The sequence below is a fragment of the Staphylococcus sp. HMSC057A08 genome, assembly GCF_001812925.1.
Classification (GTDB): Bacteria; Bacillota; Bacilli; order Staphylococcales; family Staphylococcaceae; genus Staphylococcus; species Staphylococcus hominis.
The window spans coordinates 395,890-422,451 of sequence record NZ_KV810857.1; the positions used below are offsets into that span (position 1 = coordinate 395,890).

40 protein-coding genes and 1 tRNA gene are annotated in these 26,562 nt (G+C 32.3%); 37 read left to right on the forward strand and 4 right to left on the reverse strand.

The window, feature by feature from the left end; all coding sequences use genetic code 11:
- Positions 1 to 82: 82 nt before the first annotated feature.
- Entirely contained in the window at positions 83 to 223 is a 141-nt protein-coding gene (locus tag HMPREF2881_RS11860) for a hypothetical protein (RefSeq protein ID WP_037554444.1), read from the forward strand.
- A gap of 16 nt (positions 224 to 239) precedes the next feature.
- Here HMPREF2881_RS11860 and rnhC read toward each other — a convergent pair whose 3' ends face one another.
- Complete coding sequence (gene rnhC / locus HMPREF2881_RS09160) at positions 240 to 1,166, reverse strand: ribonuclease HIII (protein ID WP_002488686.1); 927 nt, start codon at positions 1,164 to 1,166, stop codon at positions 240 to 242.
- 212 nt (positions 1,167 to 1,378) lie between these two features.
- Between rnhC and zapA the strand changes: the two genes are divergently transcribed.
- From zapA to HMPREF2881_RS09225, 13 genes are all read left to right on the forward strand, one after another.
- Positions 1,379 to 1,645 (forward strand): cell division protein ZapA, encoded by a 267-nt coding sequence (zapA, locus tag HMPREF2881_RS09165; RefSeq protein WP_002449984.1) that lies wholly within the window; start codon positions 1,379 to 1,381, stop codon positions 1,643 to 1,645.
- Entirely contained in the window at positions 1,646 to 2,167 is a 522-nt protein-coding gene (locus HMPREF2881_RS09170; RefSeq protein ID WP_002455474.1) for a CvpA family protein, read from the forward strand.
- A gap of 72 nt (positions 2,168 to 2,239) precedes the next feature.
- A complete protein-coding gene (gene polX, locus HMPREF2881_RS09175) occupies positions 2,240 to 3,952 on the forward strand; it encodes a DNA polymerase/3'-5' exonuclease PolX (protein ID WP_002488667.1) in 1,713 nt (570 codons plus the stop codon).
- A 9-nt stretch (positions 3,953 to 3,961) separates the two neighbouring features.
- Entirely contained in the window at positions 3,962 to 6,313 is a 2,352-nt protein-coding gene (locus HMPREF2881_RS09180) for an endonuclease MutS2 (protein WP_002488691.1), read from the forward strand.
- Positions 6,314 to 6,493: 180 nt separating this feature from the next.
- Positions 6,494 to 6,808: a thioredoxin gene (gene trxA, locus HMPREF2881_RS09185; protein WP_002449989.1), complete on the forward strand. Its 315-nt coding sequence runs from the start codon at positions 6,494 to 6,496 to the stop codon at positions 6,806 to 6,808.
- Between the two features lie 96 nt (positions 6,809 to 6,904).
- Positions 6,905 to 8,689 (forward strand): excinuclease ABC subunit UvrC, encoded by a 1,785-nt coding sequence (gene uvrC / locus HMPREF2881_RS09190; RefSeq protein WP_002449985.1) that lies wholly within the window; start codon positions 6,905 to 6,907, stop codon positions 8,687 to 8,689.
- A gap of 418 nt (positions 8,690 to 9,107) precedes the next feature.
- On the forward strand, positions 9,108 to 9,722 hold the full coding sequence (locus tag HMPREF2881_RS09195) for a succinate dehydrogenase cytochrome b558 subunit (protein ID WP_002449979.1): 615 nt from the start codon (positions 9,108 to 9,110) through the stop codon (positions 9,720 to 9,722).
- 80 nt (positions 9,723 to 9,802) lie between these two features.
- Positions 9,803 to 11,569, forward strand: a complete 1,767-nt coding sequence (gene sdhA / locus HMPREF2881_RS09200; protein WP_002450011.1) for a succinate dehydrogenase flavoprotein subunit — start codon at positions 9,803 to 9,805, stop codon at positions 11,567 to 11,569.
- The gene (gene sdhB, locus HMPREF2881_RS09205; protein ID WP_037556106.1) at positions 11,569 to 12,426 is read left to right on the forward strand and encodes a succinate dehydrogenase iron-sulfur subunit; all 858 of its coding nucleotides are present in this window, start codon (positions 11,569 to 11,571) and stop codon (positions 12,424 to 12,426) included. Before sdhA ends, sdhB begins: the two co-directional genes overlap by 1 nt.
- A 175-nt stretch (positions 12,427 to 12,601) precedes the next feature.
- On the forward strand, positions 12,602 to 13,399 hold the full coding sequence (gene racE, locus HMPREF2881_RS09210) for a glutamate racemase (protein ID WP_002488703.1): 798 nt from the start codon (positions 12,602 to 12,604) through the stop codon (positions 13,397 to 13,399).
- A 30-nt stretch (positions 13,400 to 13,429) separates the two neighbouring features.
- Entirely contained in the window at positions 13,430 to 14,011 is a 582-nt protein-coding gene (locus HMPREF2881_RS09215) for an XTP/dITP diphosphatase (protein ID WP_002488670.1), read from the forward strand.
- A gap of 8 nt (positions 14,012 to 14,019) precedes the next feature.
- A complete protein-coding gene (locus HMPREF2881_RS09220; RefSeq protein WP_037556103.1) occupies positions 14,020 to 14,532 on the forward strand; it encodes a YfcE family phosphodiesterase in 513 nt (170 codons plus the stop codon).
- Positions 14,533 to 14,755: 223 nt separating this feature from the next.
- Positions 14,756 to 14,829: transfer RNA gene (locus HMPREF2881_RS09225), tRNA-Arg, on the forward strand.
- A gap of 131 nt (positions 14,830 to 14,960) precedes the next feature.
- Here the strand turns inward: HMPREF2881_RS09225 and HMPREF2881_RS09230 are convergent.
- The 3 genes from HMPREF2881_RS09230 to HMPREF2881_RS09240 form a co-directional block, all read right to left on the reverse strand.
- Positions 14,961 to 15,986: a tyrosine-type recombinase/integrase gene (locus HMPREF2881_RS09230; RefSeq protein ID WP_070653689.1), complete on the reverse strand. Its 1,026-nt coding sequence runs from the start codon at positions 15,984 to 15,986 to the stop codon at positions 14,961 to 14,963.
- An 80-nt stretch (positions 15,987 to 16,066) separates the two neighbouring features.
- Positions 16,067 to 16,531: an ImmA/IrrE family metallo-endopeptidase gene (locus HMPREF2881_RS09235; protein WP_070653690.1), complete on the reverse strand. Its 465-nt coding sequence runs from the start codon at positions 16,529 to 16,531 to the stop codon at positions 16,067 to 16,069.
- 4 nt (positions 16,532 to 16,535) lie between these two features.
- Positions 16,536 to 16,850 (reverse strand): helix-turn-helix domain-containing protein, encoded by a 315-nt coding sequence (locus HMPREF2881_RS09240; RefSeq protein ID WP_053022066.1) that lies wholly within the window; start codon positions 16,848 to 16,850, stop codon positions 16,536 to 16,538.
- Positions 16,851 to 17,063: 213 nt separating this feature from the next.
- Between HMPREF2881_RS09240 and HMPREF2881_RS09245 the strand changes: the two genes are divergently transcribed.
- The 23 genes from HMPREF2881_RS09245 to HMPREF2881_RS09340 all read left to right on the forward strand — a co-directional run bounded on the left by HMPREF2881_RS09245 (position 17,064) and on the right by HMPREF2881_RS09340 (position 26,535).
- Positions 17,064 to 17,282, forward strand: coding sequence for a helix-turn-helix transcriptional regulator (locus HMPREF2881_RS09245; RefSeq protein ID WP_070653691.1), 219 nt, complete (start codon positions 17,064 to 17,066; stop codon positions 17,280 to 17,282).
- 42 nt (positions 17,283 to 17,324) lie between these two features.
- Positions 17,325 to 17,927 carry a hypothetical protein gene (locus HMPREF2881_RS09250; protein ID WP_070653692.1) on the forward strand — a complete coding sequence of 201 codons (603 nt, stop codon included), beginning with the start codon at positions 17,325 to 17,327 and terminating at the stop codon, positions 17,925 to 17,927.
- Complete coding sequence (locus tag HMPREF2881_RS09255; protein WP_070653693.1) at positions 17,890 to 18,204, forward strand: DUF771 domain-containing protein; 315 nt, start codon at positions 17,890 to 17,892, stop codon at positions 18,202 to 18,204. The genes HMPREF2881_RS09250 and HMPREF2881_RS09255 overlap by 38 nt, the downstream gene beginning before the upstream one ends.
- Before the next feature lie 4 nt (positions 18,205 to 18,208).
- Positions 18,209 to 18,379 carry a hypothetical protein gene (locus tag HMPREF2881_RS11865; RefSeq protein ID WP_176744870.1) on the forward strand — a complete coding sequence of 57 codons (171 nt, stop codon included), beginning with the start codon at positions 18,209 to 18,211 and terminating at the stop codon, positions 18,377 to 18,379.
- 81 nt (positions 18,380 to 18,460) lie between these two features.
- Positions 18,461 to 19,222: a ParB N-terminal domain-containing protein gene (locus tag HMPREF2881_RS09260; RefSeq protein ID WP_070653694.1), complete on the forward strand. Its 762-nt coding sequence runs from the start codon at positions 18,461 to 18,463 to the stop codon at positions 19,220 to 19,222.
- Position 19,223: 1 nt separating this feature from the next.
- Complete coding sequence (locus HMPREF2881_RS09265) at positions 19,224 to 19,487, forward strand: hypothetical protein (protein ID WP_070653695.1); 264 nt, start codon at positions 19,224 to 19,226, stop codon at positions 19,485 to 19,487.
- Positions 19,459 to 19,716, forward strand: coding sequence for a DUF2483 family protein (locus HMPREF2881_RS09270; RefSeq protein WP_070653696.1), 258 nt, complete (start codon positions 19,459 to 19,461; stop codon positions 19,714 to 19,716). The genes HMPREF2881_RS09265 and HMPREF2881_RS09270 overlap by 29 nt, the downstream gene beginning before the upstream one ends.
- The gene (locus tag HMPREF2881_RS09275; RefSeq protein WP_070653697.1) at positions 19,709 to 20,383 is read left to right on the forward strand and encodes an ERF family protein; all 675 of its coding nucleotides are present in this window, start codon (positions 19,709 to 19,711) and stop codon (positions 20,381 to 20,383) included. The genes HMPREF2881_RS09270 and HMPREF2881_RS09275 overlap by 8 nt, the downstream gene beginning before the upstream one ends.
- Positions 20,380 to 20,808, forward strand: a complete 429-nt coding sequence (gene ssb / locus HMPREF2881_RS09280) for a single-stranded DNA-binding protein (protein ID WP_070653698.1) — start codon at positions 20,380 to 20,382, stop codon at positions 20,806 to 20,808. Before HMPREF2881_RS09275 ends, ssb begins: the two co-directional genes overlap by 4 nt.
- An 11-nt stretch (positions 20,809 to 20,819) precedes the next feature.
- Complete coding sequence (locus tag HMPREF2881_RS09285) at positions 20,820 to 21,509, forward strand: putative HNHc nuclease (RefSeq protein ID WP_070653699.1); 690 nt, start codon at positions 20,820 to 20,822, stop codon at positions 21,507 to 21,509.
- Positions 21,490 to 21,729 (forward strand): helix-turn-helix domain-containing protein, encoded by a 240-nt coding sequence (locus HMPREF2881_RS09290; RefSeq protein WP_070653700.1) that lies wholly within the window; start codon positions 21,490 to 21,492, stop codon positions 21,727 to 21,729. Before HMPREF2881_RS09285 ends, HMPREF2881_RS09290 begins: the two co-directional genes overlap by 20 nt.
- Complete coding sequence (locus HMPREF2881_RS09295; protein WP_070653701.1) at positions 21,726 to 22,463, forward strand: helix-turn-helix domain-containing protein; 738 nt, start codon at positions 21,726 to 21,728, stop codon at positions 22,461 to 22,463. Before HMPREF2881_RS09290 ends, HMPREF2881_RS09295 begins: the two co-directional genes overlap by 4 nt.
- 12 nt (positions 22,464 to 22,475) lie before the next feature.
- A complete protein-coding gene (locus HMPREF2881_RS09300) occupies positions 22,476 to 23,282 on the forward strand; it encodes an ATP-binding protein (protein WP_070653702.1) in 807 nt (268 codons plus the stop codon).
- Complete coding sequence (locus HMPREF2881_RS12085) at positions 23,279 to 23,443, forward strand: hypothetical protein (RefSeq protein WP_256279980.1); 165 nt, start codon at positions 23,279 to 23,281, stop codon at positions 23,441 to 23,443. The genes HMPREF2881_RS09300 and HMPREF2881_RS12085 overlap by 4 nt, the downstream gene beginning before the upstream one ends.
- A complete protein-coding gene (locus HMPREF2881_RS09305; protein ID WP_070653703.1) occupies positions 23,433 to 23,675 on the forward strand; it encodes a hypothetical protein in 243 nt (80 codons plus the stop codon). Before HMPREF2881_RS12085 ends, HMPREF2881_RS09305 begins: the two co-directional genes overlap by 11 nt.
- A 10-nt stretch (positions 23,676 to 23,685) precedes the next feature.
- Complete coding sequence (locus HMPREF2881_RS09310; protein WP_070653704.1) at positions 23,686 to 24,102, forward strand: DUF1064 domain-containing protein; 417 nt, start codon at positions 23,686 to 23,688, stop codon at positions 24,100 to 24,102.
- Positions 24,089 to 24,523 (forward strand): hypothetical protein, encoded by a 435-nt coding sequence (locus HMPREF2881_RS09315; RefSeq protein ID WP_070653705.1) that lies wholly within the window; start codon positions 24,089 to 24,091, stop codon positions 24,521 to 24,523. The genes HMPREF2881_RS09310 and HMPREF2881_RS09315 overlap by 14 nt, the downstream gene beginning before the upstream one ends.
- Positions 24,523 to 24,696 (forward strand): hypothetical protein, encoded by a 174-nt coding sequence (locus tag HMPREF2881_RS11870; protein WP_170076379.1) that lies wholly within the window; start codon positions 24,523 to 24,525, stop codon positions 24,694 to 24,696. Before HMPREF2881_RS09315 ends, HMPREF2881_RS11870 begins: the two co-directional genes overlap by 1 nt.
- Positions 24,697 to 24,700: 4 nt before the next feature.
- Entirely contained in the window at positions 24,701 to 25,051 is a 351-nt protein-coding gene (locus HMPREF2881_RS09320; protein WP_070653706.1) for a helix-turn-helix domain-containing protein, read from the forward strand.
- A 21-nt stretch (positions 25,052 to 25,072) separates the two neighbouring features.
- Entirely contained in the window at positions 25,073 to 25,321 is a 249-nt protein-coding gene (locus tag HMPREF2881_RS09325) for a hypothetical protein (protein ID WP_083310074.1), read from the forward strand.
- 13 nt (positions 25,322 to 25,334) lie between these two features.
- Complete coding sequence (locus tag HMPREF2881_RS09330) at positions 25,335 to 25,787, forward strand: DUF3310 domain-containing protein (protein ID WP_070653730.1); 453 nt, start codon at positions 25,335 to 25,337, stop codon at positions 25,785 to 25,787.
- Positions 25,788 to 25,789: 2 nt separating this feature from the next.
- Positions 25,790 to 26,074 carry a helix-turn-helix domain-containing protein gene (locus HMPREF2881_RS09335; protein ID WP_070653707.1) on the forward strand — a complete coding sequence of 95 codons (285 nt, stop codon included), beginning with the start codon at positions 25,790 to 25,792 and terminating at the stop codon, positions 26,072 to 26,074.
- The gene (locus HMPREF2881_RS09340) at positions 26,071 to 26,535 is read left to right on the forward strand and encodes a nucleoside 2-deoxyribosyltransferase (protein WP_070653708.1); all 465 of its coding nucleotides are present in this window, start codon (positions 26,071 to 26,073) and stop codon (positions 26,533 to 26,535) included. Before HMPREF2881_RS09335 ends, HMPREF2881_RS09340 begins: the two co-directional genes overlap by 4 nt.
- Positions 26,536 to 26,562: the final 27 nt, after the last annotated feature.

Genomic DNA, 26,562 nt, shown 5'->3' on the forward strand with positions numbered 1-26,562 from the left:
TTTAAAAATAAGGTCCTTTCGTATAATTTAATAAACTTCACTAAACTAAATTAACGAGGTACCTTATGTATAAAGTTCTAGCATGACTCAACTTACTTTATCGATAGAAACTTCAGCACTTGTTCCCACAAATGATGTGTCACGATATGTAAATAATAGTGTTGAAACAATTCTCGATACTGAATTTGATGAATTCAGACATCGTCGTAGTGCTATCTTATAGCATTCTAAAATGTTCTTTATTGATACTTTTTATTAACCAATGTCCATGCTTTATAACGATTTTTAAAATGTTTTTTTGAAATAGAATCTAACTTACTAATATTATATTTTTCAATAATTTGAGCAGCAATTAAATCTACTTTATGACTCGCGCCTTTCGGAATATCAAAATGCATCATTTTTGATATTGAATTCATGTGCTTAATAAAAGCATAGCGAGAAATGATACTTGCTGCTGCAATAGCAAGGGATTTAGATTCTCCCTTTGTTTCAAATTTTGTTTGATTTGGAAAAGGTAAGTCGCTTAGAGCATAACGCTTGTAGACGTTACGTTCTGCAAATTGGTCAATGACAATGTAGTCTAATGCTTTAGTATCTATCTTGTTAGTTACATTTTTTATCGCTTCATTATGAAGGACTGCTTTCATTTTTACTTGAGACCAACCTAGTGCTTGTCTTTCATTATATTTAGTATTGTTTAATGTAAGTAATGAATGAGGAATAAAGGTAATCAGTTGTTCTGCAAGTTCTATAATTTTAGTGTCTGTTAATTTTTTCGAATCATCTACGCCTAGCGTTCTTAAAATATCTATATGCTCTTTAGATACATAAGCAGCACAAACCGTTAATGGGCCAAAATAATCGCCACTTCCCGCTTCATCACTACCAATACAGTTATAATCATCATATGTTATATTATGGAAACCATCTGCCTTTGAAGATTTTGAATTAGTTCCAGAATCAGTAGTACAAAATTGACGCGCTATATGTTCAGCACGTTTTCCTTGAAACATAACTTTACCAGAATTGTAAATACTAATGACAGTGTCATGATATTTGGTTCTTGCTTTCATCCCATTAGGTAAATTGGATGTACTAAAGTTAATTTGGTTCATCAGTTGCTCAATATCTTGATTAGTTAATTTATGTACTACATTTCCCATAACTTGTTTAAACCTCTCTTTTAAAATTCTAATAGATATACTTTAACATAATGAAGATAAGAACGTAGGTTTAGTGGTATAAATCAATAGTATTTAAATCTATAATTACAAATAAGAGACACTCATGTATAATAATAATAATCTACTTATTCACTCAACAAAACATTAGTCAAAGAAATTTAAAATATTATCAAAAGTCAGGAGTTAATACAATGGTAGAATTTAAAAATCGTATTAATGTATCGATCAATGATCAAAATTTTACGATTATCGGTGACGATGATCCTGAACACATACGTTATGTAGCACATTTAGTAGATGAACAGCTAAGATTATTAGGACGTAAATCAGCAGGATTAGATACAACAAGAAAAGCAATTTTAACTGCAGTGAATATCATGGACGAAAAAGTGAAATTGGAAGAAGAAAACGAAATATTAAAACAAATGATTTATGAATTAAAACATCAGGATAGCTAAATGACTATAGATTTAGTAATGATACTTATTATTTTGATGTATATGATAATTGGTTTTAGAAGAGGCCTTTGGCTGAATAGTCTTCATTTGTCGTCTACACTTGTCTCACTATTCATTGCGCATCGTTTTTACCAATATATATCAAAACAAATGATTGTTTTTGTTCCATTTCCTAAAACAGTTGCTTTTGACACGCACTTCGCATTTCAATACCATGATGTACAACAACGTTTTGATACTATTGTGGCATTTTTATGTATTGCTTTTATAAGTAAGTTGCTTTTATATCTTATTATTGTAACTTTTGATAATATAGTGTCATATCATAATATTCATGTTACAAGTCGAATATTGGGAAGCGTATTAGGTAGTATTGCAAGTGTGATTGTACTGCAACTTGTTTTATATTTAGTATCTTTATATCCTAATGAATGGATTCAAGAAAGTTTAAAATACGGTTATTTAAGCCATATTATTCTATTTAAGATGCCGTTTTTATCATCTTATATACTAAATTTATAAATAAAAAAGATAAAAGGTCAGGACTAGGTGATGGATATAAACCTCCTGGTCTCTTTTTATGGAGTGAATGTAATGACAAAGAAAGATGTAATTCAACTACTAGAAAAAATTGCTATATATATGGAATTGAATGGAGAAAATACGTTTAAAGTGTCTGCTTATCGCAAAGCAGCACAAAGTCTTGAAATAGATGAACGCTCTTTAGATGAAATAAAAGATATTACTGAATTAAAAGGAATTGGAAAAGGGGTAGGAGAGGTCATTAGCGAATATCGAGAAACTGGGACCTCATCAACTTTAAAAGAATTGCAACGTTTAGTTCCTGAAGGATTAATTTCTTTAATGAAAATTCAAGGTTTAGGTAGTAAAAAAATTGCAAAGTTATATAAAGAGTTAAATATTACAGATAAAGAAAGTCTTCAAGAAGCTTGTGAAGCGGGAAAAGTTAGTGAATTAAGTGGATTTGCTAAAAAAACAGAACAAAACATACTTGAAGCAGTAAAAGCACTAGGAGCTAAAAAAGATCATTATCCTATTGATTTGATGCGACATTTAAATAAAGATATTATGACTTATCTAGAACAATTAGAAGAAGTTGAACATTATTCTGAAGCAGGTAGTTTCCGTCGTTATAAAGAAGTAAGTAAAGATTTAGACTATATTATTAGTACACGACACCCTCTTCATGTACAACAACAACTTTTAAATATTCCAAATAAAGTGAAAGAAGTCGCAGTTGGAGAAACGAAAGTGTCGCTTGAATTAGAATATGATGATGAAACGATTGGTGTAGATTTTAGACTTGTTGAACCAGAAGCCTTTTATCATACCTTACAGCACTTTACAGGTTCCAAAGATCATAACATTCGCATTAGACAACTTGCTAAAGCACAAAATGAAAAAGTAAGTGAGTATGGTATCGAACAACAAGATGGAACGTTACTCCAATTCCAAAGTGAAGCTGAAATTTACCAACACTTCGGTAGACATTGGATTGCTCCGGCAATACGTGAAGATGGCAGCGAGTTTGATCGTGATTTAAACTCAATCATTACATTAGATGATATTAAAGGTGATCTTCATATGCATACAACGTATAGTGACGGCGCTTTCTCTATACGAGAGATGATTGAAGCAAACATTAAAAAAGGCTATGAATACATGGTCATTACGGATCATTCAAAGAGTTTAAAAGTTGCTCATGGATTACAAGTTGAACGACTATTACGTCAAAATGAAGAAATAAAAAAATTGAATGAAGAATACACAGAAATAGATATTTACTCAGGTACAGAAATGGATATTTTACCTGATGGATCATTAGATTATGAGGATGATATACTATCGCAACTTGACTATGTTATTGCAGCTATTCATCAAAGTTTCAATCAATCTGAAGAAGAAATTATGAAGCGCCTAGAACATGCATGTCGTAACCCTTATGTTAGACATATTGCCCATCCAACTGGTCGTATTATTGAGCGACGTGAAGGGTATCAACCTAATATAGAACAGTTGATGCAACTTGCCGAAGAAACACAAACGGTAATGGAAATTAATGCTAACCCAAAACGATTAGATTTAAATGCTGCCACTGTTAAAAAATATCCAAATATTAAATTAACAATTAATACGGATGCCCATCATGTGGATCATCTTGATTTTATGAAATATGGCGTAGCTACTGCGCAAAAAGGATTTGTAAATAAAGATAGAGTGATTAATACAATGACGCGTGACGCTTTTAAAAACTTTATTAATAATAATATTAAATTACAGAAATAGAGGGATTGTATGAGACAAAAAACATTAGACGTCTTAGAGTTTGATAAAATCAAATCATTTGTAGCTTCTGAAACGATAAGTGATTTAGGACGTGAAAAAGTGTCTAAAATGTCTCCAGCAACTGATTTTGAAACTGTAGAATTTCAAATGAATGAGACAGATGAAATATCACAAATTTATAATAAACATCGTTTACCTAGTTTAAGTGGTTTATCAAAAGTATCACCATTAATTCACCGTGCTAAAATTGGTGGTGTGCTTAATGTTACCGAATTAAATGTAATTAAGCGGTTGATACAAGTACAAAATCAATTTAAAACATTTTATAATCAACTGCTTGAAGAAGATGAAGGTGTCATAAAGTATCCAATTTTAAATGAAAGAATGAATCAACTACCTGTACTTACTGATTTATATCAAGAAATAAATGAAAAATGTGATGCTTATGATTTATATGATAATGCAAGTTATGAATTGCAAGGTATTCGAAGCAAAATATCAAGTACGACTCAACGTATTAGACAAAATTTAGATCGTATTGTTAAAAGTCAAGCTAATCAAAAGAAACTTTCAGATGCCATTATTACAGTGCGAAATGATCGCAATGTGATACCAGTAAAAGCAGAATATCGACAAGATTTTAAAGGGATTGTGCATGATCAATCAGCTTCTGGACAAACCCTTTATATTGAGCCCTCTTCCATTGTTGAAATGAATAATCAAATTAGTCGATTAAGAAATGATGAAGCAGTAGAACGTGAACGTATATTAACAGAATTAACAGGTTTAGTAGCTGCTAATGATAATAATTGTTTAGTGGCAGAGTCAGTTATGGGTCAAATTGATTTCTTAACAGCTAAAGCGCGTTATGCACGATCAATTAAAGGGACAAAACCTACTTTTTATAAGGAAAGAACGGTTTATTTACCTAATGCTTATCATCCTTTATTGAATAAAGATACAGTAGTAGCAAATACAATTGAATTTATTGATGATATTGAAACGGTTATTATTACGGGACCTAACACAGGTGGTAAAACTGTCACCTTAAAAACGTTGGGACTTATCATTGTGATGGCTCAATCCGGGTTACTCATTCCTACATTAGATGGCAGTCAATTGAGTGTATTTGAAAACGTATACTGTGATATAGGTGATGAACAATCGATTGAACAATCACTATCTACGTTTTCATCACATATGAAAAATATTGTAGAAATTTTAAAAGAAACAGATAAAAATAGTCTTGTTTTATTTGATGAATTAGGTGCTGGAACCGATCCAAGTGAAGGTGCTGCCTTAGCTATGAGTATTCTCGATCATGTGAGAGATATTGGTTCGCTAGTTATGGCAACGACACATTATCCAGAGCTTAAAGCTTATAGTTATAATCGGGAAGGCGTTATGAATGCAAGTGTTGAGTTTGATGTGAATACGTTAAGCCCGACTTACAAATTATTAATGGGTGTTCCTGGACGTTCCAATGCCTTTGATATTTCCAAAAAATTAGGGTTAGGATTAAACATCATTAATAAAGCTAAAACAATGATTGGTACAGACGAACAAGAAATTAATTCAATGATAGAATCATTAGAGAAAAACTCTAAACGTGTGGATGAACAACGTATTGAGCTTGAAAAATTATTAAGAGAAGCACGAACAACGCATGATGATTTGGAACGTCAGTATCAACAATATAAAAATTATGAACAAAAATTAATGGATGAAGCTAAAGATAAAGCAAATCAACGCATTAAATCAGCTACAAAAGAAGCAGATGACATTCTAAAAGATTTAAGAGAAATGCGAGATAAAAAAGGAGCCGACGTTAAAGAACATGAACTAATTGATAAGAAAAAACATTTAGAAGATCAATATGAAGCTAAATCCTTAAAACAAAATGTAAAAAAACAAAAATGGGATGATATTCATGCTGGCGATGAAGTTAAAGTATTATCTTATGGACAAAAAGGCGAAGTATTAGAATTAAGCGGAGAAAATGAAGCTGTAGTTCAAATGGGTATTATCAAAATGAAATTACCTATTGAAGATTTAGAAAAAACGAAAAAGAAAAAAGAAAAACCAACTAAAATGGTGACACGCCAAAGTCGTCAAACTATTAAAACAGAATTAGACTTAAGAGGCTATCGTTATGAAGAAGCGGTTGGAGCTTTAGATCAATATATTGACCAAGCTGTATTAAGTAACTATGAACAGGTTTATATTATTCATGGTAAAGGTACAGGTGCACTTCAAAAAGCAGTTCAAAATCATTTAAAAAAACATAAAAGTGTTCAATCTTTTCGTGGTGGAATGCCAAGTGAAGGCGGATTTGGTGTTACAGTAGCAGAACTTAAATAATATAAAACTAGAATGTTGATTTTTTTAAAATTTGACGTACAATAAAGCAAGCGTTTAATCTTAACACAAGTTTATGACAAGATTAATAAATAGTGATAAAGATGAGCAAGAGCAATGCAGATATATGGAAAGTCTGTTATAATTTGCTCATCATTTAATATTTAAGGAGGATTGGCAATTATGGCAATCGTAAAAGTTACAGATTCAAATTTTGATGAAAACATTCAATCAGGTGTTAAATTAGTAGATTTTTGGGCAACTTGGTGTGGACCTTGTAAAATGATCGCCCCTGTGTTAGAAGAATTAGCTGGAGACTATGATGGTAAAGCAGACATCTTAAAATTAGATGTAGATGAAAATCCATCTACTGCTGCTAAATATGAAGTAATGAGCATCCCAACTTTAATCGTATTTAAAGATGGAGAAGCAGTAGATAAAGTAGTAGGTTTCCAACCTAAAGAAAACTTAGCAGAAGTTTTAGATAAACATCTATAATATTTAGTACAATTATAAAAGAATGGGGCATTACATGTTATGTAATCGCTCCGTCTTTTTTATGTGAACGTCAAGTTAATAGAAAGGAGGAGACGGATGACCGACTACGAAGAAAAAATTAGAGATAAATTAAGTGTCGTCCCATTTGAACCAGGCTGTTATTTAATGAAAGATCGAAATGACCAAATTATTTATGTAGGTAAAGCAAAACGATTACGAAATCGACTACGTTCTTATTTTACTGGTGCACATGATGCAAAAACTACACGTCTTGTTAGTGAAATTCGCAACTTCGAATTTATTGTAACTTCAAGTGAGACAGAATCATTATTACTTGAGTTGAATTTGATTAAACAATATCAACCTCGCTACAATATTTTATTAAAAGATGATAAAAGTTATCCTTTTATAAAGATTACTAAAGAAAAACATCCACGTTTACTTGTGACTCGTACAGTAAAAAAAGGTACAGGAAAATATTTTGGACCTTATCCTAATGCATATTCAGCACAAGAAACTAAAAAATTATTAGATCGTATTTATCCTTTTAGAAAATGTGATAATATGCCTGATAAATTGTGTCTATATTATCATATCGGTCAGTGTATGGGACCATGTGTGTATGATGTAGATCAACAAAAATATGCACAAATGACGCGTGAAATTACTGACTTTTTAAATGGAGAAGATAAAACAATTCTTCATAATCTTGAAACACGCATGCTAGATGCTAGTGAGAAGTTAGATTTTGAACGTGCTAAAGAATATAGAGATTTAATTCAACATATTCATAATTTAACTAAAAAACAAAAAATTATGTCTTCAGATAATACAATTAGAGATGTTTTTGGATATAGCGTTTCTAAAGGTTGGATGTGTATTCAAGTATTCTTTATTAGACAAGGAAATATGATTCAACGTGATGCAACAATGATTCCTCTACAACAAACAGAAGAAGAAGAATTTTATACATTCATTGGACAATTCTATAGCTTAAATCAACATATTTTACCTAAAGAAGTACATGTACCGAAAAATTTAGATAAAGATATCATTCACTCTGTAGTTGATACAAAAATTGTTCAACCTGCGCGTGGAACAAAGAAAGAAATGGTTGATTTAGCTAATCATAATGCTGAAGTTGCACTAGAAAATAAATTTCAATTAATCGCTAAAGACGAATCTAGAACGATAAAAGCTATTGAAGAACTTGGTGAAAGAATGGGCATTCAAACACCGATAAGAATTGAAGCATTTGATAACTCAAATATCCAAGGTGTTGATCCTGTTTCGGCAATGGTAACATTTGTGGATGGTAAACCGGATAAAAAAGGATATCGTAAATACAAAATTAAGACTGTGAAAGGTCCTGATGATTATAAGTCGATGAGAGAAGTTGTACGCCGTCGTTATACGCGTGTACTTAATGAAGGTCTTCCATTACCAGATCTTATTATCGTTGATGGTGGTAAAGGACATATGTCTGGTGTCATAGATGTACTAGAAAATGAACTAGGTTTAGACATTCCTGTTGCTGGATTAAGAAAAAATGATAAACACCAAACATCTGAATTATTGTACGGTGCAAATGCTGAGGTTGTACCTCTAAAGAAAAATAGTCAAGCCTTTTATTTGCTCCATAGAATCCAAGATGAAGTACATCGTTTTGCGATAACATTCCATCGTCAAACCCGACAAAAAACTGGATTACAATCTGTTCTTGATACAGTAGAGGGTATAGGAAGTAAACGAAAAACAAAATTATTAAGAACATTTGGTTCCATTAAAAAAATGAAAGAAGCTAGTATAGAAGATTTAAAAGCTGCAGGATTACCTAAAAGGGTAGCTGAAAATCTACAATACGCTTTAAAAGAAGATTAATTTAAAAAAAGGGGTATGACTTTGAATTTCATACCCCATACATATAGAAAGAATGTTACAATATAGTTAACAAAAAGCTTATTTTTTTAAGAAAGTATGGAAGCGTTTTCTAAGTGAGAAATATTATCATTTTATAGTAGTTGCATGGTTATTGTGTAATACTTGTATATCTCATTTATTCGTCTTATTTTTAATTGTATTTACTTTTTTAAGACATACTTGTAGTTATAAAAAATAATAATACTCAATCTAATAAAAAGAGATGTTTGATTTGTTTAATTTTCAGAAAATTTACAATCATTATAACTATTATATGTTTATACATACAAGTACTAAATAAAATAGTAAATGCGTTTATAGTACTATCTTAAAAAGAAGCTAATTAAATTTATAAGTTTTATAACAGGGGGGACTCCTTTTGGCTAAGTCTAAAAATGAATTTTATCTTAGACGTCTTCATTCACTACTAGGGATTATTCCGATTGGTGCGTTTTTAATTGTTCATTTAATGGTTAACCACCAAGCGACTCAAGGAGCTGAGGCTTTTAATAAGGCTGCAGGCTTTATGGAATCTTTACCATTTTTATTAGCAGCTGAACTTATTTTAATTTACATTCCAATTTTATATCATGGATTATATGGTATTCATATTGCTTTTACTGCTAAAGAAAATATCGGCCATTATTCATTATTTAGAAACTGGATGTTTGCGTTACAAAGGTTAACAGGGATTATTGCTTTCGTATTCATCTTTGTACACCTATGGCAAACACGTTTACAAAAACTTTTCTTTGGTAAAGAAATCAGTTATGACATGATGAATCAAACGTTACAAAATCCAATTTGGGTTATCGTGTACATTATTTGTGTTATTGCTGTCATTTTCCATTTTTCTAATGGTATTTGGTCATTCTTAGTAACATGGGGATTTTTACAATCTAAAAAATCACAACGTATTTTCACATGGGTTTCATTAATTATTTTCTTAATTCTGTCATACATAGGTGTGACTGCAATTTTAGCTTTTGCATAAAAAATGAAAGTAATAAAAGCATAGTTATAAAAGGAATCAATAGGTTAGTTTCAGATATATTTTAGGGGAGTGACAATTCTATGGCAGAGAAAAAAATTATTGTTGTCGGAGGTGGCCTCGCGGGGCTGATGTCAACAATTAAAGCTGCAGAACAAGGTGCACATGTGGACTTATTCTCAATTGTACCTGTTAAACGTTCGCACTCTGTATGTGCCCAAGGTGGTATTAATGGTGCGGTAAATACTAAAGGTGAAGGAGATTCACCATGGATTCATTTTGACGATACAGTATACGGTGGAGATTTTTTAGCGAACCAACCACCAGTCAAAGCAATGACTGAAGCTGCACCAAAAATTATCCATTTATTAGATCGTATGGGCGTTATGTTTAATAGAACAAATGAAGGATTGTTAGACTTTAGACGTTTCGGAGGTACACTTCATCATAGAACAGCATATGCTGGTGCAACTACAGGACAACAATTACTTTATGCTTTAGATGAACAAGTTCGTTCTTTTGAAGTTGATGGTTTAGTTACTAAGTATGAAGGATGGGAATTTTTAGGATTAGTTAAAGATGATGAAAATGCAGCAAGGGGTATTGTTGCTCAAAATTTAACTACTTCTGAAATTAAATCTTTCGGTTCTGATGCTGTTATTATGGCTTCAGGTGGTCCGGGTATTATTTTTGGTAAAACAACGAATTCAATGATTAATACTGGATCAGCTGCATCTATCGTATACCAACAAGGCGCTAAATATGCAAATGGAGAATTTATTCAAATACATCCTACGGCAATTCCTGGTGATGATAAATTACGTTTAATGAGTGAATCAGCACGTGGTGAAGGTGGTCGAATTTGGACTTATAAAGATGGAAAACCATGGTACTTCTTAGAAGAAAAGTATCCTGATTATGGTAACTTAGTACCACGTGATATTGCAACACGTGAAATCTTTGATGTATGTATCAATCAAAAATTAGGTATTAATGGTGAAAATATGGTGTATCTTGATTTATCTCATAAAGATCCACATGAATTAGATGTTAAATTAGGTGGTATTATTGAGATTTATGAAAAATTCACTGGTGATGATCCACGTAAAGTACCTATGAAAATATTCCCAGCAGTACATTATTCAATGGGTGGATTATATGTAGATTATGATCAAATGACAACTATTAAAGGGTTATTTGCTGCAGGAGAATGTGATTTCTCTCAACATGGCGGTAACCGTTTAGGTGCTAACTCGTTATTATCAGCGATTTACGGCGGTACAGTAGCAGGTCCAAATGCAATTAAATACGTTGAAAATATCGAAACATCATATACTGAGTTAGATGACAGTATTTACCAAAATCGTGTAGATGAAGAACAAAAACGTTTCGACGAATTACTTAATATGCGTGGTACTGAAAATGCTTATAAACTTCACCGTGAATTAGGCGAAATTATGACAGCAAACGTTACAGTAGTACGTGAAAATGACAAATTATTAGAAACGGATAAAAAAATTGTTGAGTTAATGGAACGTTATCAAAATATTGATATGGAAGATACACAAACTTGGAGTAACCAAGCTGTATTCTTTACACGTCAATTATGGAACATGTTGCAACTAGCACGTGTCATAACAATTGGTGCGTATAACCGAAATGAATCTCGGGGAGCACATTATAAACCAGAATTCCCAGATCGTAATGACGATGAATGGTTAAAAACAACTTTAGCTGAATATCAAGGTGAATATGAAGCACCTAAATTCACATATGAACCTGTCGATATCAGTTTAATTCCACCACGTAAACGTGACTATACTAGTAAATCTAAAGGAGGTAAAAAATGATGGCTAACAATCAATCAGTAAAAGACACTCCAGAAGAATTACGTCATACAGATGAACAACATAATCAAGAAACAACACATAAAAAAGAAAAACACACGCAAAAAACAGTTAAATTGATTATTAAACGTCAAGATAACCAAGAAGCAAAAGCGTATGAAGAAACATTTGAAATTCCTTATAAAGAGAATTTAAACGTGATTGCTTGTTTGATGGAAATAAGACGCAACCCTGTTAATAGTAAAGGAGAAAAAACAACGCCAGTAGTATGGGATATGAACTGCTTAGAAGAAGTATGTGGTGCTTGTTCAATGGTTATTAATGGTCGTGCACGTCAAGCCTGCTCAGCCATTGTTGACCAATTAGAACAGCCGATTCGTTTGGAACCTATGAGTACATTCCCAGTCATTCGTGATTTACAAGTTGATCGTACAAGAATGTTTGATAACTTAAAACGTATGAAGGCTTGGATTCCAATTGATGGTACTTATGATTTAGGCCCAGGTCCACGTATTCCAGAAAAGAAACGTCAAACAGCATATGAATTATCAAAATGTATGACATGTGGTGTATGTTTAGAAGTGTGTCCTAATGTAACACGTAATAATAAATTTATTGGTGCGCAAGCTATTTCACAAGTACGTTTATTTGATCTACATCCAACTGGTTCAATGACTAAAGATGAACGACTGAATGCTTTAATGGGTGAAGGTGGTTTACAAGAATGTGGTAACTCTCAAAACTGTGTTAATGCATGTCCAAAAGGTATCCCATTAACAACGTCAATTGCAGCAATGAACCGTGAAACATCGTTCCATATGTTTAAATCATTCTTTGGTTCTGATCATCAAGTAAATTAAATATGACATATTTGCCAGCAAAGTAAAATCTTTGCTGGTTTTTATTAATAGGGAATTCAATACGTATATAAATGTTTATTTAGTAAAATGAAAATGAGCAAAAATATCAATTAATGAATGATTAGGTTTGTCTATGGTAAAATAAACGTATTATGTATTATAAGGATGAATGTAAATGAATAAACCCATTGGTGTCATAGACTCTGGAGTGGGAGGACTAACTGTAGCTAAAGAAATTATGCGACAACTTCCTAATGAGACAATATATTATTTAGGCGATATCGCAAGGTGTCCATACGGTCCAAGACCTGGAGAAGAAGTAAAAACTTTTACGACGCAACTTGCTAATAAACTGATGGAATTTGATATAAAAATGTTAGTCATTGCTTGTAATACTGCAACTGCAGTGGCGTTAGAACATTTACAGCAGTTATTACCAATTCCAGTTATTGGAGTCATTGAACCTGGTGCTAGAACCGCTATTATGACTACAAAAAATCAAAAAGTTTTAATTTTAGGTACTGAGGGCACGATTAAATCAGAAGCTTACCGCCATCATATTAAAAGAATAAACCCAAATGTCGAAGTATATGGGGTAGCATGTCCAGGTTTCGTACCCCTCGTTGAACAAATGCGTTATGATGACCCTACAATAACTAGTATTGTAATACATCAGACTTTAAAACATTGGCGTAACACAGCTGCCGATACTGTTATTTTAGGCTGTACGCATTATCCATTATTATATAAACCTATTAATGATTATTTTGGTGGAAATAAAAAAGTTATTTCTTCTGGGCTTGAAACTGCACGTGAAGTAAGTGCATTACTTACGTTTAGTAATGAACATGCAAGCTATACGCAACATCCAAAACATCGATTTTTTGCAACAGGTGATACGGTTCATATTAAACATATCATTTCTCAATGGTTAAAATTAGATGTAGAAGTTGAACGTATAAAAGTAGATTAAATTTAAAACAGAATTGAAAGGAAGATTTAAGTGGCAGACATTGTTATAGCTTCTAACAACAAAGGTAAAATAAATGACTTTAAAACTATTTTTCCAAATGATAATGTTATTGGCATTTCAGAAATTATAAAAGACTTTGATGTTGAAGAAACAGGTACTACCTTTGAAGAAAATGCACGATTAAAATCTGAAGCGGCAGCTAAAGCACTCAATAAAAGAGTGATTGCCGATGATAGTGGTTTAGAAGTATATGCTCTAAATGGTGAGCCTGGTGTATATTCTGCACGTTATGCTGGTCTTGAGAAAAATGATGAGTCAAATATTGATAAAGTACTTAAAAAGTTAGAAGGTAAGACAAAAAGAAAGGCACAATTTGTATGTGTGATTAGTATGAGTGCGCCAAATGAACCAACACATATATTCAAAGGAACTGTATCTGGAGAAATTACAACAGAACGTAAAGGTGATTATGGATTCGGGTATGATCCTATTTTTTATCTTCCAGAAAAAAACAAAACAATGGCTGAATTAACTACAGAAGAAAAAAGCGATGTGAGTCATCGTGGAAATGCAATTAAAGCTTTAAATGAATATTTGGAGCGTGAAAAATAATGTCTAAAATGTCTAAATGGTTAATTGTAAGTGATAATCATACAGAATCTGGAATTCTGTATGAATTATACGACTATCATAAAGACGCAGATATATGCTTACATTTAGGAGATTCTGAATTTAAATATAACGATACTGAATTGAGCTTGTATCAACGTGTAAAAGGTAATTGTGACTTTTATCCTGAATTTCCAAATGAAGACATTATTGAAAAGAACAGTGTTAAAGCATTATACACCCACGGTCATCTTTATGGTGTAAATCAAACGCGTATGCGTTTGGCTGAAAAAGCACAATCTCTTGGTTGTCAATTTGCGTTTTATGGGCATACACATATAGCTAAATATGAAAAATTAGGAGACGTCCATATTATAAATCCTGGTAGTATTTCACAATCGCGTAGTAATATAGAAGAAACGTACGCAGAACTACTTATAGAGGATGAAAGTAAAAAAGCTACGCTGAATTTTAGAAATAGAGATCATCAAGTCATTCAATCAATAGAATTCGAAATTAATTAACTATTAAAAGGGCTAGGACGACAATGTAAGATAGTCTAGTCCTATCTAATTTCAAATTTGATAACAAACATTTAGCTATTTAGTTTAACTAAATAGCAACGAAGAAAGTATGTGATTAGTTGCAATTATACGTAATTAGTGGAAAATATAAACTTTTTTTATATTAAAGCTATTGCTAAATAAGATTTCTTTAGATATAATAATACTTGTGTTAAAAAATAATGTCCTGGTAGCTCAGCTGGATAGAGCAATGGCCTTCTAAGCCATCGGTCGGGGGTTCGAATCCCTCCCAGGACGCTAATAGCTTTTAATTAACCACATTTTCATTTTAAGAACGCTTTAATGACGGCGTTCTTTTTATTTTGCCTATTAATTGAGTATCATAGTTCATCAATTTTTAGGGACTTTTCAGGGACCCAAGTCCCCAACTACATTGCACTGATTATTTCTACTGCTTTTTGATTTTCTTCTTTGTATTGTTCTTCCAATAAATGTGAATATACATCCGTTGTAACTGAAATATTTTTATGGCCTAATCTTTTTGAAATGTAATAAATAGAAATACCTTTTGCTAAAAGATAAGAACAATGTGTATGTCTTAACGCATGAGAAGTTATTTCTTTTATTCCTAGATCATTACAATATGCTTTTAATCTTTTATTAACTGCATTAATAGTTAGATTACCAAAAACACTGCCGTCAATCGTTGCTGGTAACTTTGAAACAGATTGTATGATGAATTTCATATCATCTTTACTCACTTCTACATATCTAGGAGATGAGTCTGTTTTGTGCTCATCTATATATATTTGGTTTTTAACTTGATTGAGATACTCTCTCTTTAAATTTAATGCACCGCTAACACGACAACCTGTGCAAATCATAATATATAAAACTAACGAAGATGCATTATCTTTAGTTTTTAGATATTGTTTTAATTTCTCGTAATCCTCAAGGTTAATAAATTTACTATCTTCACTTTTATTAGGATTACTCGCTTTATAATTTACTTTGAATGTAGGGTTTTTAGTTATTAAACCTTCATACACTGCATCATCTAATGACGTTCTAATATAACCGTTTAATTTTCTGATTGATTCTTTAGAATGAGATTTAGAAAAATCATTTATAAAATTTTGATAGTGATACCTAGAAATGTCTTTTAAGGGCTTTTTTCCAATGCTATGTTCACTTATATGTTTTATAGCTGAAGCATATGATTTGTACGTTCTAGGGCTTACAGTGGATAATTTGAACGTTTCACACCACTTTTTAAAATACTCATTCAAAGTTAGATTAGGTTGATAGTCAATGCCATTTTTTAATTCACTCATTTTTTCTAGTCCAGCAGCATCAGCTTCTCTTTTTGTTCTAAACCCTTTTTTACGATACCTTTTACCCTCGTATTTAAATTCATATTGCCATTTTTTACCGTCATAACAACGTGTTTTCATATAACCACCTCAAAAAAGTAAAAAAATAATAAGGGTAGGTGGAACTACCCAAATCTATTTCTGTAATTTTATATTTCTTCTTAATCAATATCCTTATATTCAAACACTCGTAATGGCTCAAATTGAATAACATATTTACCATATCGAGTGGAATAACCGTATTTCTGTTTATAATGTTCAATACTTTGTAGGACAAAACTTTCTGTTACTTCAAAAAAATCAGCAAGTTCATATAAATTATGTATGCCTTGCAAAAATGCTTTTATTATACCTTCTAAAGAGATTAATTTTTCATTGGCAAGCCTTCTAGCCTTTAATTCGTATTTTCTATTTTGAATATCTTTTTGATTAACGATATTACCATATGTTATTTCATGATGCGCTAATTCTTCTGCTAAAACTTCTAGTTTTTTAGCTTTAGATAAATTTTTATCAATTAAAATTACACCATTATCGTAGAAGCCTTTAAAATCCCCGGGCAGTTTATAACAATCGTTAATTAATAAATGATTATACTTTATTAAAAGTTCTTCATACCTTTCCACATAATCAGTCCTTTTTGCGTGCCTGACGAACTAATTCTGCAAAATCTCTAATCTTTTGAAGTTCTTCTTCGGTAAAGTCATCATCTAAATGAGCAGCAATAGTATCATATGTATTTTTATCATCAGTTATATCAGAAGGCTGTACATTAAAATAATCAGCTAATAGTTCGATTTTATCTCTTCTTGGATATTTCAAACCATTTATCCAACTACTAACAGTAGATTCTTTCAAATCTAATTCTTTAGCCATGTCAGTTTGTGTTTTGCCTTTTCTGTTTAATAAATCTTTTAAGTTATTTGATAAAATTGTCTTACTCATTTTTATTTACCTCTCTTGTTAAAAGTATAATTAATTGATAAATAAAATATAACATTTACTTTACATAAAGTAAAGTAAAGTAATTTTACCAAAAGTAGAATTAATAATTTTAAATTCACCAAAAGTGTTGACACTTTACTTTTAGTGTAGTAGATTAGGTGTACAACTTGATTGGAACACCAAGAAAAAAATAATTTTGTGGAGGTGATAAATATGGTTGAGAAATTGGAAACTTTATCTTTGAAGGGTGCTAGAAATGAATTTGGATATACGCAACAAGAAATAGCAGATCGTTTAGGAGTAACTAAAAATGCTTATATTCAATGGGAAAAAGGGAAGGTAGTACCAAAACATATGGCTATCTATGCGCTTGCGTATATTTATGGAATTAATGCCGATATGCTGAGATTACCACAAAAAATTTTGGATTAGACTTCACTTTTAGTGAAGTTAAAGTAAAGGAAGTGGACTTATATGACTGATAAAGATGTCGCTATAAAATATTTATCCGTCGAACTAGGTAAGAGTGATAAGGAAATCGGTGATTTCTTAGGAGTTCACCGTTCTAATATCACTCATTACAGAAAAAATAACAATATACCAAAGCCAACTACTGTTGGGAGACAAGGAGAACTAGCAACGATTTCAAGATTAAGAAAGTTAGATTTCGAAGTCGAAGACCTTAATTTAATCGATAAATCATCAAGATATGACCTGTTAGTTAATAAAAAAATAAAAATAGAGGTTAAGTCTTCCAAGAGAGGGCGAGATGGTCGCTTTAGATTTTCTTTTGCCAATAAGCGTGAAAATCAATGTAAAACGTCTGACAGTGTTTTGAGATTAAAAAATGGAAAGACAGTAAAGAATTACCAAAAATTTGCTGACTACTTCATTTTTGTCGGTATTGATGATGATGTTTACCACTTTTGGATAATGCCAACAAATCTGATTAAAGTAGGGCAACAAAATTTAACATTGAATGATACTTATAGACCGATATTCAAAAATAATTTTGATTTATTGAAAGAAGGTATGAAGAATGACGCAAACATTGAACGTCACAGTACCAATTCCTGAAACACACGTTGTAATTACGAAAGAAGAGTATCAGGAACTTGTTAATAATTCACTTGATCCAATTTGGAGTTTAGAAGAATTAAAGCAAAAAATGAAAATATCTTCTGACGAAACGATTAAAAAGAAGTTATTATTTCGACCTAAATTCATGAAGATACTCAAAGAAAAAGGAATTGTTCATTATCCAAATGAAGATTATAACCGCTGGCATATTAATGCTAGAAAGATGAGCAATTTCATTGATGAACATTTTGAAGAAATTCATAGAAAGGAATAAAAAGATGACTAACGAAGATAAATCATTATCAATCGCTGGAACAATGTTCTTAACGTTAGCAACAGCATTGTTTATAACAGGAATGTTTATACCAAAAGCGCTAGGTATTGCATTACTCGCAGCAACAATTAGCTATGTATTCTTTGACGAATACTACTACAAAATAAAAGACTGATACCCACGCCAATGAGTAACAGTCCGACTTTAATCAAAATATACAACTTAATTTAATCAAAATATACGGAGGAAGTCAAATATGAAAAAAGTAAACGAAATATATGAAACAACAAATTATGATGCATTTAAACTGAGCAAATCAAATAGAAATGTAGCTTACAGAAAAGAACTGTTCGAAGAAGCAAAGAAAGGTTTTATTGCGCCAATAGTAGTGGATAAAAATATGACAGTTATAGATGGTCAATCAAGATTATTTCATGCTCAGAAAGCTAATGTACCCATCAAATATTTTATAGATAAAGATATAAGTGAGAAAGATATCGTCAGAATGAATACTACTCAAAAATCGTGGAGTACAAAAGATTATATAGAAAGCTATGCCAATGAAGGAAATGAACATTATGAAAAATTACTTAAATTGGTGAATTTAAATATAGTTGGTGCATCAGCTCTAGCTGCAATTTCAATGAACATAACTATGGGTGGATCAACAAACAAAATAGTAAAAGACGGACATTATGAATATAGAAATAAAAAAACAATGGAATTTTTAGAGTTTTATAAAGAGTTGGTTAGTAAAACTAAAATTCCTAAATATAACAATTTAATAGTTGCGATTTTTAAATTATACAAAATCAAAAAAATGGACACATCTCGTTTAATAAACAAAATTAATCAAACTAATTTAAATGAACATTTAGGAGTAAGACAAAATATATCTAAATATATCGAACTTCTTTTGGAATCTTACAACCATAGAACTAGAACTTTGGAAACTACTATTGATTATTATATCACTCGTAATGGTGAAGTTATTATCAACGAAGAAATGGAGGACTAGCATGCAACAAGAATATATAACGATACCTTTTAAGGAATGGGAAAATCTCAAGAAAAACTCACTCGATCTATTTATTTTAACTAGAGATTTAGACTTTGCACGACAAGAAATTGAGTTACTCGAAAGCCAAAAAGAAGAACTGAGAGAAGATATTCGATATTGGATAAAAATGTACCAATCAGCAAACGCTAGAGCAGATAAGAACGCACAATCAATAGTTGAATGTACGGAGGTGCATGAACGTGAAAGAAACAACAAAAGTTGAGTACCGTGTTCAAGACGAACATCATGGCTGGTGGCTTACAAATAAACCTAGTTCACAAGATTTTGCTAACTATAACCCAATGCGCAGTAGAGCGACTGTCATAAGTGGTTTAGATGATATCGGTATAGATTGGGATAAACACGATATTGAAATAACAACTTACAAAATACAAGAAACACGTAAAACAGTAAAAATGAAAGACTTGAAGGAGGTCAAAGCTGATGAGTGAAGAAAAACAAGAACTCAACTTATTTCAAAAGATAGCAGATGTTAAAGCTAATATTGATGGCTTTACTAAAGACGCAAAGAGTTACAACTACTCATATGTAAGTGGCTCTCAAGTATTACACAGAATTAGAAATAAGATGATTGAAAACAATTTATTACTTGTACCAAAAACATCAGAAGAAAATTACAAACAAATTGACGTAACAAGGTTTAATAAAAAAGCTGGTCGTGAGATTACAACATCAGAATTTATCGTTGAAATGAAATTAACTTATGTATGGATCAATGCAGACAAACCAGAAGAACAATTCGAAGTCACTTTCTATGCAGTAGGTCAACAAGACGATGTATCAAAAGCACATGGTACTGCATTAACTTACGCAGAAAGATACTTCTTAATGAAATTCTTCAATATTCCAACTGATGAAGATGATGCCGATGCAAAAGAAAAACAAGATAAGTATGCAACATCAAGTAATCAATTGAAAGAGTTGCTTAGACAAGAAGCAGATAGCTTTATCGAAATTGCTGAAAGAAGTAATGCTGCAAGCAAATATCAAGAACAGATAGAAAAATTAAAAAATATGAACGTAAATGATTTAAACAAACAACAAATCAACGTTACAAGACAACAAATTAATAAATGGCTTGGAGGAATTAAAGAATGATAAACAGAGTAATTTTAGTAGGTAGATTAACAAAAGATCCAGAGTATAGACAAACGCCAAATGGAGTGAGTGTAGCCACTTTCACATTAGCAGTGAATAGAAGTTTCACAAACTCACAAGGTGAACGTGAAGCAGACTTTATCAATGTAGTTGTATTCAGAAAGCAAGCAGATAACGTTAATAAATACCTTTCTAAAGGCTCATTAGCAGGTGTAGATGGACGTATCCAATCACGCAACTATGAAAACAATGAAGGTCGCCGAGTGTTCGTAACAGAAGTGGTAGCAGACAATGTTCAATTTTTAGAGCCGAAGAATAACAATCAACAAAACAATCAATCACAACAGCAAGGACAAGCACCAGCAAATAACAATCCGTTTTCTAATAACAATGCTGATATCGATACGGATGACCTTCCTTTTTAGGACTGATATAAATGCCAATTATCAAAAATTACATCACTCAAGATGACGGTACAACTACCGTTGTCATTGAGGGTGTAGAACTAGATAACAAAACTTCACTCTTACTCGATAATGGGTTCGATGTAGAAGTCGATGTAATTCCAGTTGATCCATTCAGAATAACGAATAAACAGCGTAAGAAGATATTCGCACTCGTCAAAGATATAGAAGTCCATACAGGTATGCCAATGGACTACATGCGCCATATGTTTATCGAATATGTAAGAACATATTACGGGTATGATGAACGCATTTCACTTAGTAACTGCACACGTACACAGGCAAGTCAGATTATCGAAGTAACAATCGATTGGGTATTCGCTAACGGAATAATACTTGCTTATAAAACAAGTAACTTATTGAAAGGTGATAAGTCATTACTTTATTGGGCAACAGTCAATCGTAATTGTGTGTTATGTGGCAAAAGTGGCGCAGACCTTGCACATCACTACGCAATAGGTCGTGGTGCTAATCGTAAGAAGATGCAGCATTACGATTATGAAGTTTTAGCTTTATGCAGAGAACATCATTCCGAACAGCACAACATAGGCGTTAAGTCTTTTGATGAGAAATACATCTTACAGGATAGCTGGATCAAAGTAGATGAACGACTAAATAGAATGCTGAAAGGAGAGAAACCTAATGAGAACAGTAACAGTTAAAGATGAAGAACGAATTCATATTGCACAAAGAATTAATCAACTTAGATTAGATGAAAATATATCACAAATTGAGTTCGGAAAACGTGTAGGTGTAGGAAAACTTGCTGTAACACGTTGGGAAAATAGAGTTCAAATTCCATCAGTTAAAGCGATTAAAAAGATGGCTAAAAAATTCAATACTACACCTCAATGGATATTGTATGGAAGTGATGAAGTATGAGTGACAAAGTAAAAACTAGCATTACTGGTTATGGACTTGTATTTAAGCGAGTTATGAAAGACAGAAACATCAGTATTGAAGCTAAGGCTTTATATAGTTACTTATCAGCTTATGCTGGTGCAGATGAAAGTGCATTTCCTAGTGTAGATTTAATCAAACATGAATTAGGTATCGGTAAACATAGATTTCTAAGAGCAAAAAATGAGTTGATTGATAACGGTTATTTAATGGTTGATAGAAAACAGACTAAGAATATTTACGGAAGTAACTTATATACATTGTTTCATAGTCCTCGACAGGTTGATGGTCGACCCGTCGATGACCGACCTGCCTATGACCGACCGGTCGACAGTCAACCCACTACAAATAACAGTATTACAAATAACAATATTACAAGTAACAGTAAGACAATTAATAATAGCGCAACTGACGTTACGCGTGAACGCTTTGAGGAATGGTGGAAACTTTACGACAAGAAAAGAGATAAAAAGATTTCCTTTAAAAAGTTTGAAAAGTGCTTAAAGCAACATTCATTCGAAGAAATTATGCAAGGTACACGTATGTATCTGAAAACTATTAAAGATAAGCAATATCAAAAAGATCCTAAAACATTCTTACACAACGAAAGTTATAAGAATGATTATAGTGACGAATTACCTCAACAAACCACTAACCAATACACAGATGCATTTAATCGTGCTGCACAATCGGATATGGAAAACCTACCGTTCTAAAGGAGTGATAGCGTGCAAGCATTCGGAGATATAGCTAAACCACCTAAGTTTAAAAGTAAGGTGATTAAAGAAGAAAAAGGTTTGAAGTGTGAAAAATGTGGTCGCACCTATGACTACTACGAATTTGAAAAGCAAGATGGATCAATTCAGAAATTAAGATTTGGTTGTGATTGTGAGATGAAAGAGTACGCTAGACAATCAACAGAAAACTATCACAAGAAACAACGACGTATCAAAGCTGAGAAGATTTTTAAACAATCTATTGTCAATCAATCACTAGCAAATGCAACGTTTGATAGTTACGAAGTAGATGAAGAAACTCAACCACAATTAGCTAAAGCGAAACGTATATGTAAGAAATACGCTGACAATTTCAATTTAGATAATAAACAATCGCTACTCATACAGGGGACGTTTGGAACAGGGAAATCGCATCTATCTATGAGTATTGTAAAAGAAGTTAAAGCAAAAGGTTATACCGTTCTTTATATGAACGTACCACAACTAATATCAACAATTAAAAATACCTATAACAACGGTACAGATATGACCGAACAAGAGCTAGCAAAGATTATTAGTGACGTAGATTTAATGGTGTTTGATGATTACGGAATTAATATGAATGAGTTTGCTACCAGCAAGATGTTTGAACTGATTGAAAGTCGTATAGGCAAACACAATATATTCACTACTAACCTAGACGAAAAAGAAATGACTAGAAATAAAGATTTGCAACGTATTTTCAGTAGGATCATGAGCAATACAACGCTAATCAAAATGGACGGTCAAGATTATAGAACTAAGGGGCTGAGATTTTGATTACAAAGGACAACATTAAGCAAATACTTGAGTGTTCAGATATGTACGCTCAGAAATTAATTAGATGGGCAAATGGCGATGAAAAATCATTGGTCGAACTAATCAATCATAAGTTGGAAGAACGTCGAAAAAGAGAGGCTGTGGTTGAATATGGGGTTTAGAGAAAATCAACCTAACGCCTACGACTTATTTGAAAGTGACGGTTGGAAATTGTTGAGAGTGCTACCTAGAGACGATGGCACTTTCTACTTAACCAACTTAGGTGGAATGGCAGATAAATATTTTAAGCAGTATGTGACAAAAGAAGAATTAGCGAAGATGAAACGTAAGCATAAATTATTTAAGCGAGAAGAACTCAAACATCAAACAACGATAGACGATTTCTTATTCTAGGAGTGACAACGTGAGTAAATACAATGCTAAAAAAATCCAATATAAAGGTGTCGTGTTCGATAGCAAAGTCGAATGCGACTACTATCAATATTTAGAACGTAACTTAGGTGATGGATATGATCGTATCGAGTTGCAGCCTAGATATGAGTTACAACCTAAATTTGATGGAAACAAACCTATTTATTATGTAGCAGATTTTGCTTTATGGAAAGACGACAAGTTGCTGGAAGTTATAGATGTAAAAGGTATGCCGACACCAGTAGCGAAGATGAAAGCGAAGATGTTCAGGTATCAAAACAGAAACACACCACTTACATGGATATGTGAAGCACCTAAATATACAGGTCAAGAGTGGATAACGTATGAAGAACTATTAAAAGCACGCAGAAAACGTAAAAAGGAGAAGATGAAGAATGGTAAAGATTAAACGAAAAGTAGAAATGACACCTAAAGAATTTTTAAAACATTTATTAGAGCAGGAAGAAACGGAAGTAGAGTTAGACGGTTATACATTTGATTACAACGAAGAACATTATTCATTCGACCCAGAAATAAAGACAAATGAATTTATAAGTTATAGCCTGCATTCAGACACTTTCACAGTGGAAGTTGAAGAAGAACTTACTGAAAATACAGTTTTACCATCAGTGGTAGTAGTTAGAACTCAATATTTTCCTAATAATGGACATTCAGTCAATGTAGCTAAAATCAATTCTAAGTCTATAAAACAAGTTATTGAGAACCAACCAAATAATTCTAAGTTTGAATACCATTCAATTTATTTGATGGAAAGTGAAAGAATAGGACAACTCATCTGGAAAGATGGCGAATTGGTAGGTGATGAGTAATGGCAACAGTCAAAGCTGAAGTGTTAATCAGAGGCACGATTGAGTTACCAGCAACTAAAGAAACAGACGAAGAAATGGAATACAGAATTGAGCAAGCAAAGAAAAGTCCAGAAGAAATTTTCGACGATATCGACATCAAAGATGTAGATTTTCGTTATGAGCATTGGAAGTGATCGTATGAAGAAGATAAAAACTTTAATTAAATCTAAAGCGTTCAAACTTCTTTTGGAAAAACGCAATTTAAGTTATACAGCTATTGCCGAAAATATTCACGTTGATAGAACAGTTATTTCAAACTTAGCGAATAGAAAAAGATACGTTTCTGGTTACATGAGAGAGTTGTTGATTGATTATTTGAAAGTTGATTTTGATGACATATTTGAGATTGTCGAAATTGACTACGTTAATAACTTCAAACCTGTTCCAGAAGTTGAACTTAGCAAAGATGAGATTTACAAACTTCTCAAATCGGGATCTAAAGAAATCATGTTTAAACAACAAAAAATTAAATTAAAAGTAGCTGAATAAACATAATCGGAGGAGTAACAAGTGATTAGTGCAGAGAAAGTTGAAGAACGTTTAAGCAACAAAGAGCAGTACGGAAGATTATCAGAAAGAGAATACCGTCAGCTTATGTATATCAGAGCGGAACACGAAAGAGCGCTGAAACGTAGACGACGTGAACAACGTATCGCAAGAGCAAGACGTTCAGAAGAATTAGTTGCTAAGCACAGAGTGAGTAGTAAGTGGTTTAGATACTTAGCAGAGAACGACATATTTCCAAAGGTAAGGAGATAAGCGAATGGAGAACGTGAGAGTAGCAGAACTCAACCGAAATGATATTGTGCAGTTCCAATGTGCTAATAAAAAATTTAGTGCTTTTCAAACTGCCATTGTCAATCAAGTGTATGCAGAAGAAAAACGATTAAAAACAATTTGGCAAGCAGAAGTGGAAAACCAAGCTGGACGTACATTTACGATAACTGATAACGATGACTTTATTAGAGTAAAAGAGCCATTCACACGTAAGGTGGATATGCAGGAAGAACAAGACGTAGTGAATAAACCGAAACATTACACTTACGGAGATATTGAAGTTATTGATTACATTGAACAAGTAACAAAGAACTACAAACCAGAATTAGCATTTGCGATTGGTAACGCAATTAAATATATCAGTCGTGCTAATCATAAGAATGGTAAAGAAGATTTAGATAAAGCACGCTGGTACTTAAAACGTGCATTTGAAAAGTGGGAGGACTAGAGATGATTAAATGCAGATTAAAAGAATTAATGAAAATACATGAAGTCAATCAAACAGAATTATCTAAGGCAACTGGTATAAGTAGACCTACTATCCTATCTCTTATTAGAAACGAAGCAAATGGAATTAAATTTGATAACTTAGATAAAATTTGTAAATACTTCAATGTGAATATCAAAGACTTTTTAATTTCAGACGACGAAGTTAGAAAAGGTACTAATCAAAAAATAGATGAATTAATAGACATCGCTAGAAGTTTAAAAGTACATGAGGAGGACCAAAAATGATCTATTTAGGTGGTGACATGCTAAGCATAGGACAACAGATGCGTCGTGAGTGGGAAAAGCAAGAGTTACAGCGATTAGGTTTTAAAGTCTATGCACCACATGACGATAAGGACATCAATGATAAAGAAAATGCTAAGCAAGATAAACTAGCAGAACGTATTGTGTTTAATGACACATTAGGCATGGAAACAAGCGATGTAATGATATTCGATTACTTACCTCATGCACAAGGGACGATTTGCGAAATGGGATATGCACAGCATCTTAAAAGAGCAAGTGAGAAGGATATTAAGATTTATGTTCAATGTACTGACATCAGACAAGGGACAGGACATATTTCAGAAGAACAGGATAGAGCAGAATTCAGTATCAATCAGTATGTGTATGGCGTAATTATGGATATCACTGATAGTAGAGGTATTCAAACGTTTGATGAGATATGTAAGGAGTTAACCTCATGATACTTAGCAACACAATTAACCAACGCT

Bases quoted from the DNA above. Each gene is read 5' to 3' on its own strand.
- HMPREF2881_RS09270 (WP_070653696.1), top strand. From the start codon at position 19,459: ATGAACGTGAAAGAAACAACAAAAGTTGAGTACCGTGTTCAAGACGAA.
- HMPREF2881_RS09285 (WP_070653699.1), top strand. From the start codon at position 20,820: ATGCCAATTATCAAAAATTACATCACTCAAGATGACGGTACAACTACC.
- HMPREF2881_RS09250 (WP_070653692.1), top strand. From the start codon at position 17,325: ATGACTGATAAAGATGTCGCTATAAAATATTTATCCGTCGAACTAGGT.
- rnhC (WP_002488686.1), bottom strand. From the start codon at position 1,166: ATGGGAAATGTAGTACATAAATTAACTAATCAAGATATTGAGCAACTG.
- HMPREF2881_RS09290 (WP_070653700.1), top strand. From the start codon at position 21,490: ATGAGAACAGTAACAGTTAAAGATGAAGAACGAATTCATATTGCACAA.
- sdhB (WP_037556106.1), top strand. From the start codon at position 11,569: ATGGCTAACAATCAATCAGTAAAAGACACTCCAGAAGAATTACGTCAT.
- ssb (WP_070653698.1), top strand. From the start codon at position 20,380: ATGATAAACAGAGTAATTTTAGTAGGTAGATTAACAAAAGATCCAGAG.
- racE (WP_002488703.1), top strand. From the start codon at position 12,602: ATGAATAAACCCATTGGTGTCATAGACTCTGGAGTGGGAGGACTAACT.
- HMPREF2881_RS09305 (WP_070653703.1), top strand. From the start codon at position 23,433: ATGGGGTTTAGAGAAAATCAACCTAACGCCTACGACTTATTTGAAAGT.
- HMPREF2881_RS09220 (WP_037556103.1), top strand. From the start codon at position 14,020: ATGTCTAAATGGTTAATTGTAAGTGATAATCATACAGAATCTGGAATT.
- HMPREF2881_RS11865 (WP_176744870.1), top strand. From the start codon at position 18,209: ATGACTAACGAAGATAAATCATTATCAATCGCTGGAACAATGTTCTTA.
- HMPREF2881_RS11870 (WP_170076379.1), top strand. From the start codon at position 24,523: ATGGCAACAGTCAAAGCTGAAGTGTTAATCAGAGGCACGATTGAGTTA.
- zapA (WP_002449984.1), top strand. From the start codon at position 1,379: ATGGTAGAATTTAAAAATCGTATTAATGTATCGATCAATGATCAAAAT.
- HMPREF2881_RS09260 (WP_070653694.1), top strand. From the start codon at position 18,461: ATGAAAAAAGTAAACGAAATATATGAAACAACAAATTATGATGCATTT.
- sdhA (WP_002450011.1), top strand. From the start codon at position 9,803: ATGGCAGAGAAAAAAATTATTGTTGTCGGAGGTGGCCTCGCGGGGCTG.
- HMPREF2881_RS09255 (WP_070653693.1), top strand. From the start codon at position 17,890: ATGACGCAAACATTGAACGTCACAGTACCAATTCCTGAAACACACGTT.
- HMPREF2881_RS09265 (WP_070653695.1), top strand. From the start codon at position 19,224: ATGCAACAAGAATATATAACGATACCTTTTAAGGAATGGGAAAATCTC.
- HMPREF2881_RS11860 (WP_037554444.1), top strand. From the start codon at position 83: ATGACTCAACTTACTTTATCGATAGAAACTTCAGCACTTGTTCCCACA.
- HMPREF2881_RS09335 (WP_070653707.1), top strand. From the start codon at position 25,790: ATGATTAAATGCAGATTAAAAGAATTAATGAAAATACATGAAGTCAAT.
- HMPREF2881_RS09275 (WP_070653697.1), top strand. From the start codon at position 19,709: ATGAGTGAAGAAAAACAAGAACTCAACTTATTTCAAAAGATAGCAGAT.
- HMPREF2881_RS09295 (WP_070653701.1), top strand. From the start codon at position 21,726: ATGAGTGACAAAGTAAAAACTAGCATTACTGGTTATGGACTTGTATTT.
- HMPREF2881_RS09180 (WP_002488691.1), top strand. From the start codon at position 3,962: ATGAGACAAAAAACATTAGACGTCTTAGAGTTTGATAAAATCAAATCA.
- HMPREF2881_RS09315 (WP_070653705.1), top strand. From the start codon at position 24,089: ATGGTAAAGATTAAACGAAAAGTAGAAATGACACCTAAAGAATTTTTA.
- uvrC (WP_002449985.1), top strand. From the start codon at position 6,905: ATGACCGACTACGAAGAAAAAATTAGAGATAAATTAAGTGTCGTCCCA.
- trxA (WP_002449989.1), top strand. From the start codon at position 6,494: ATGGCAATCGTAAAAGTTACAGATTCAAATTTTGATGAAAACATTCAA.
- HMPREF2881_RS09340 (WP_070653708.1), top strand. From the start codon at position 26,071: ATGATCTATTTAGGTGGTGACATGCTAAGCATAGGACAACAGATGCGT.
- HMPREF2881_RS09245 (WP_070653691.1), top strand. From the start codon at position 17,064: ATGGTTGAGAAATTGGAAACTTTATCTTTGAAGGGTGCTAGAAATGAA.
- HMPREF2881_RS09240 (WP_053022066.1), bottom strand. From the start codon at position 16,850: ATGAGTAAGACAATTTTATCAAATAACTTAAAAGATTTATTAAACAGA.
- HMPREF2881_RS09230 (WP_070653689.1), bottom strand. From the start codon at position 15,986: ATGAAAACACGTTGTTATGACGGTAAAAAATGGCAATATGAATTTAAA.
- polX (WP_002488667.1), top strand. From the start codon at position 2,240: ATGACAAAGAAAGATGTAATTCAACTACTAGAAAAAATTGCTATATAT.
- HMPREF2881_RS09170 (WP_002455474.1), top strand. From the start codon at position 1,646: ATGACTATAGATTTAGTAATGATACTTATTATTTTGATGTATATGATA.
- HMPREF2881_RS09320 (WP_070653706.1), top strand. From the start codon at position 24,701: ATGAAGAAGATAAAAACTTTAATTAAATCTAAAGCGTTCAAACTTCTT.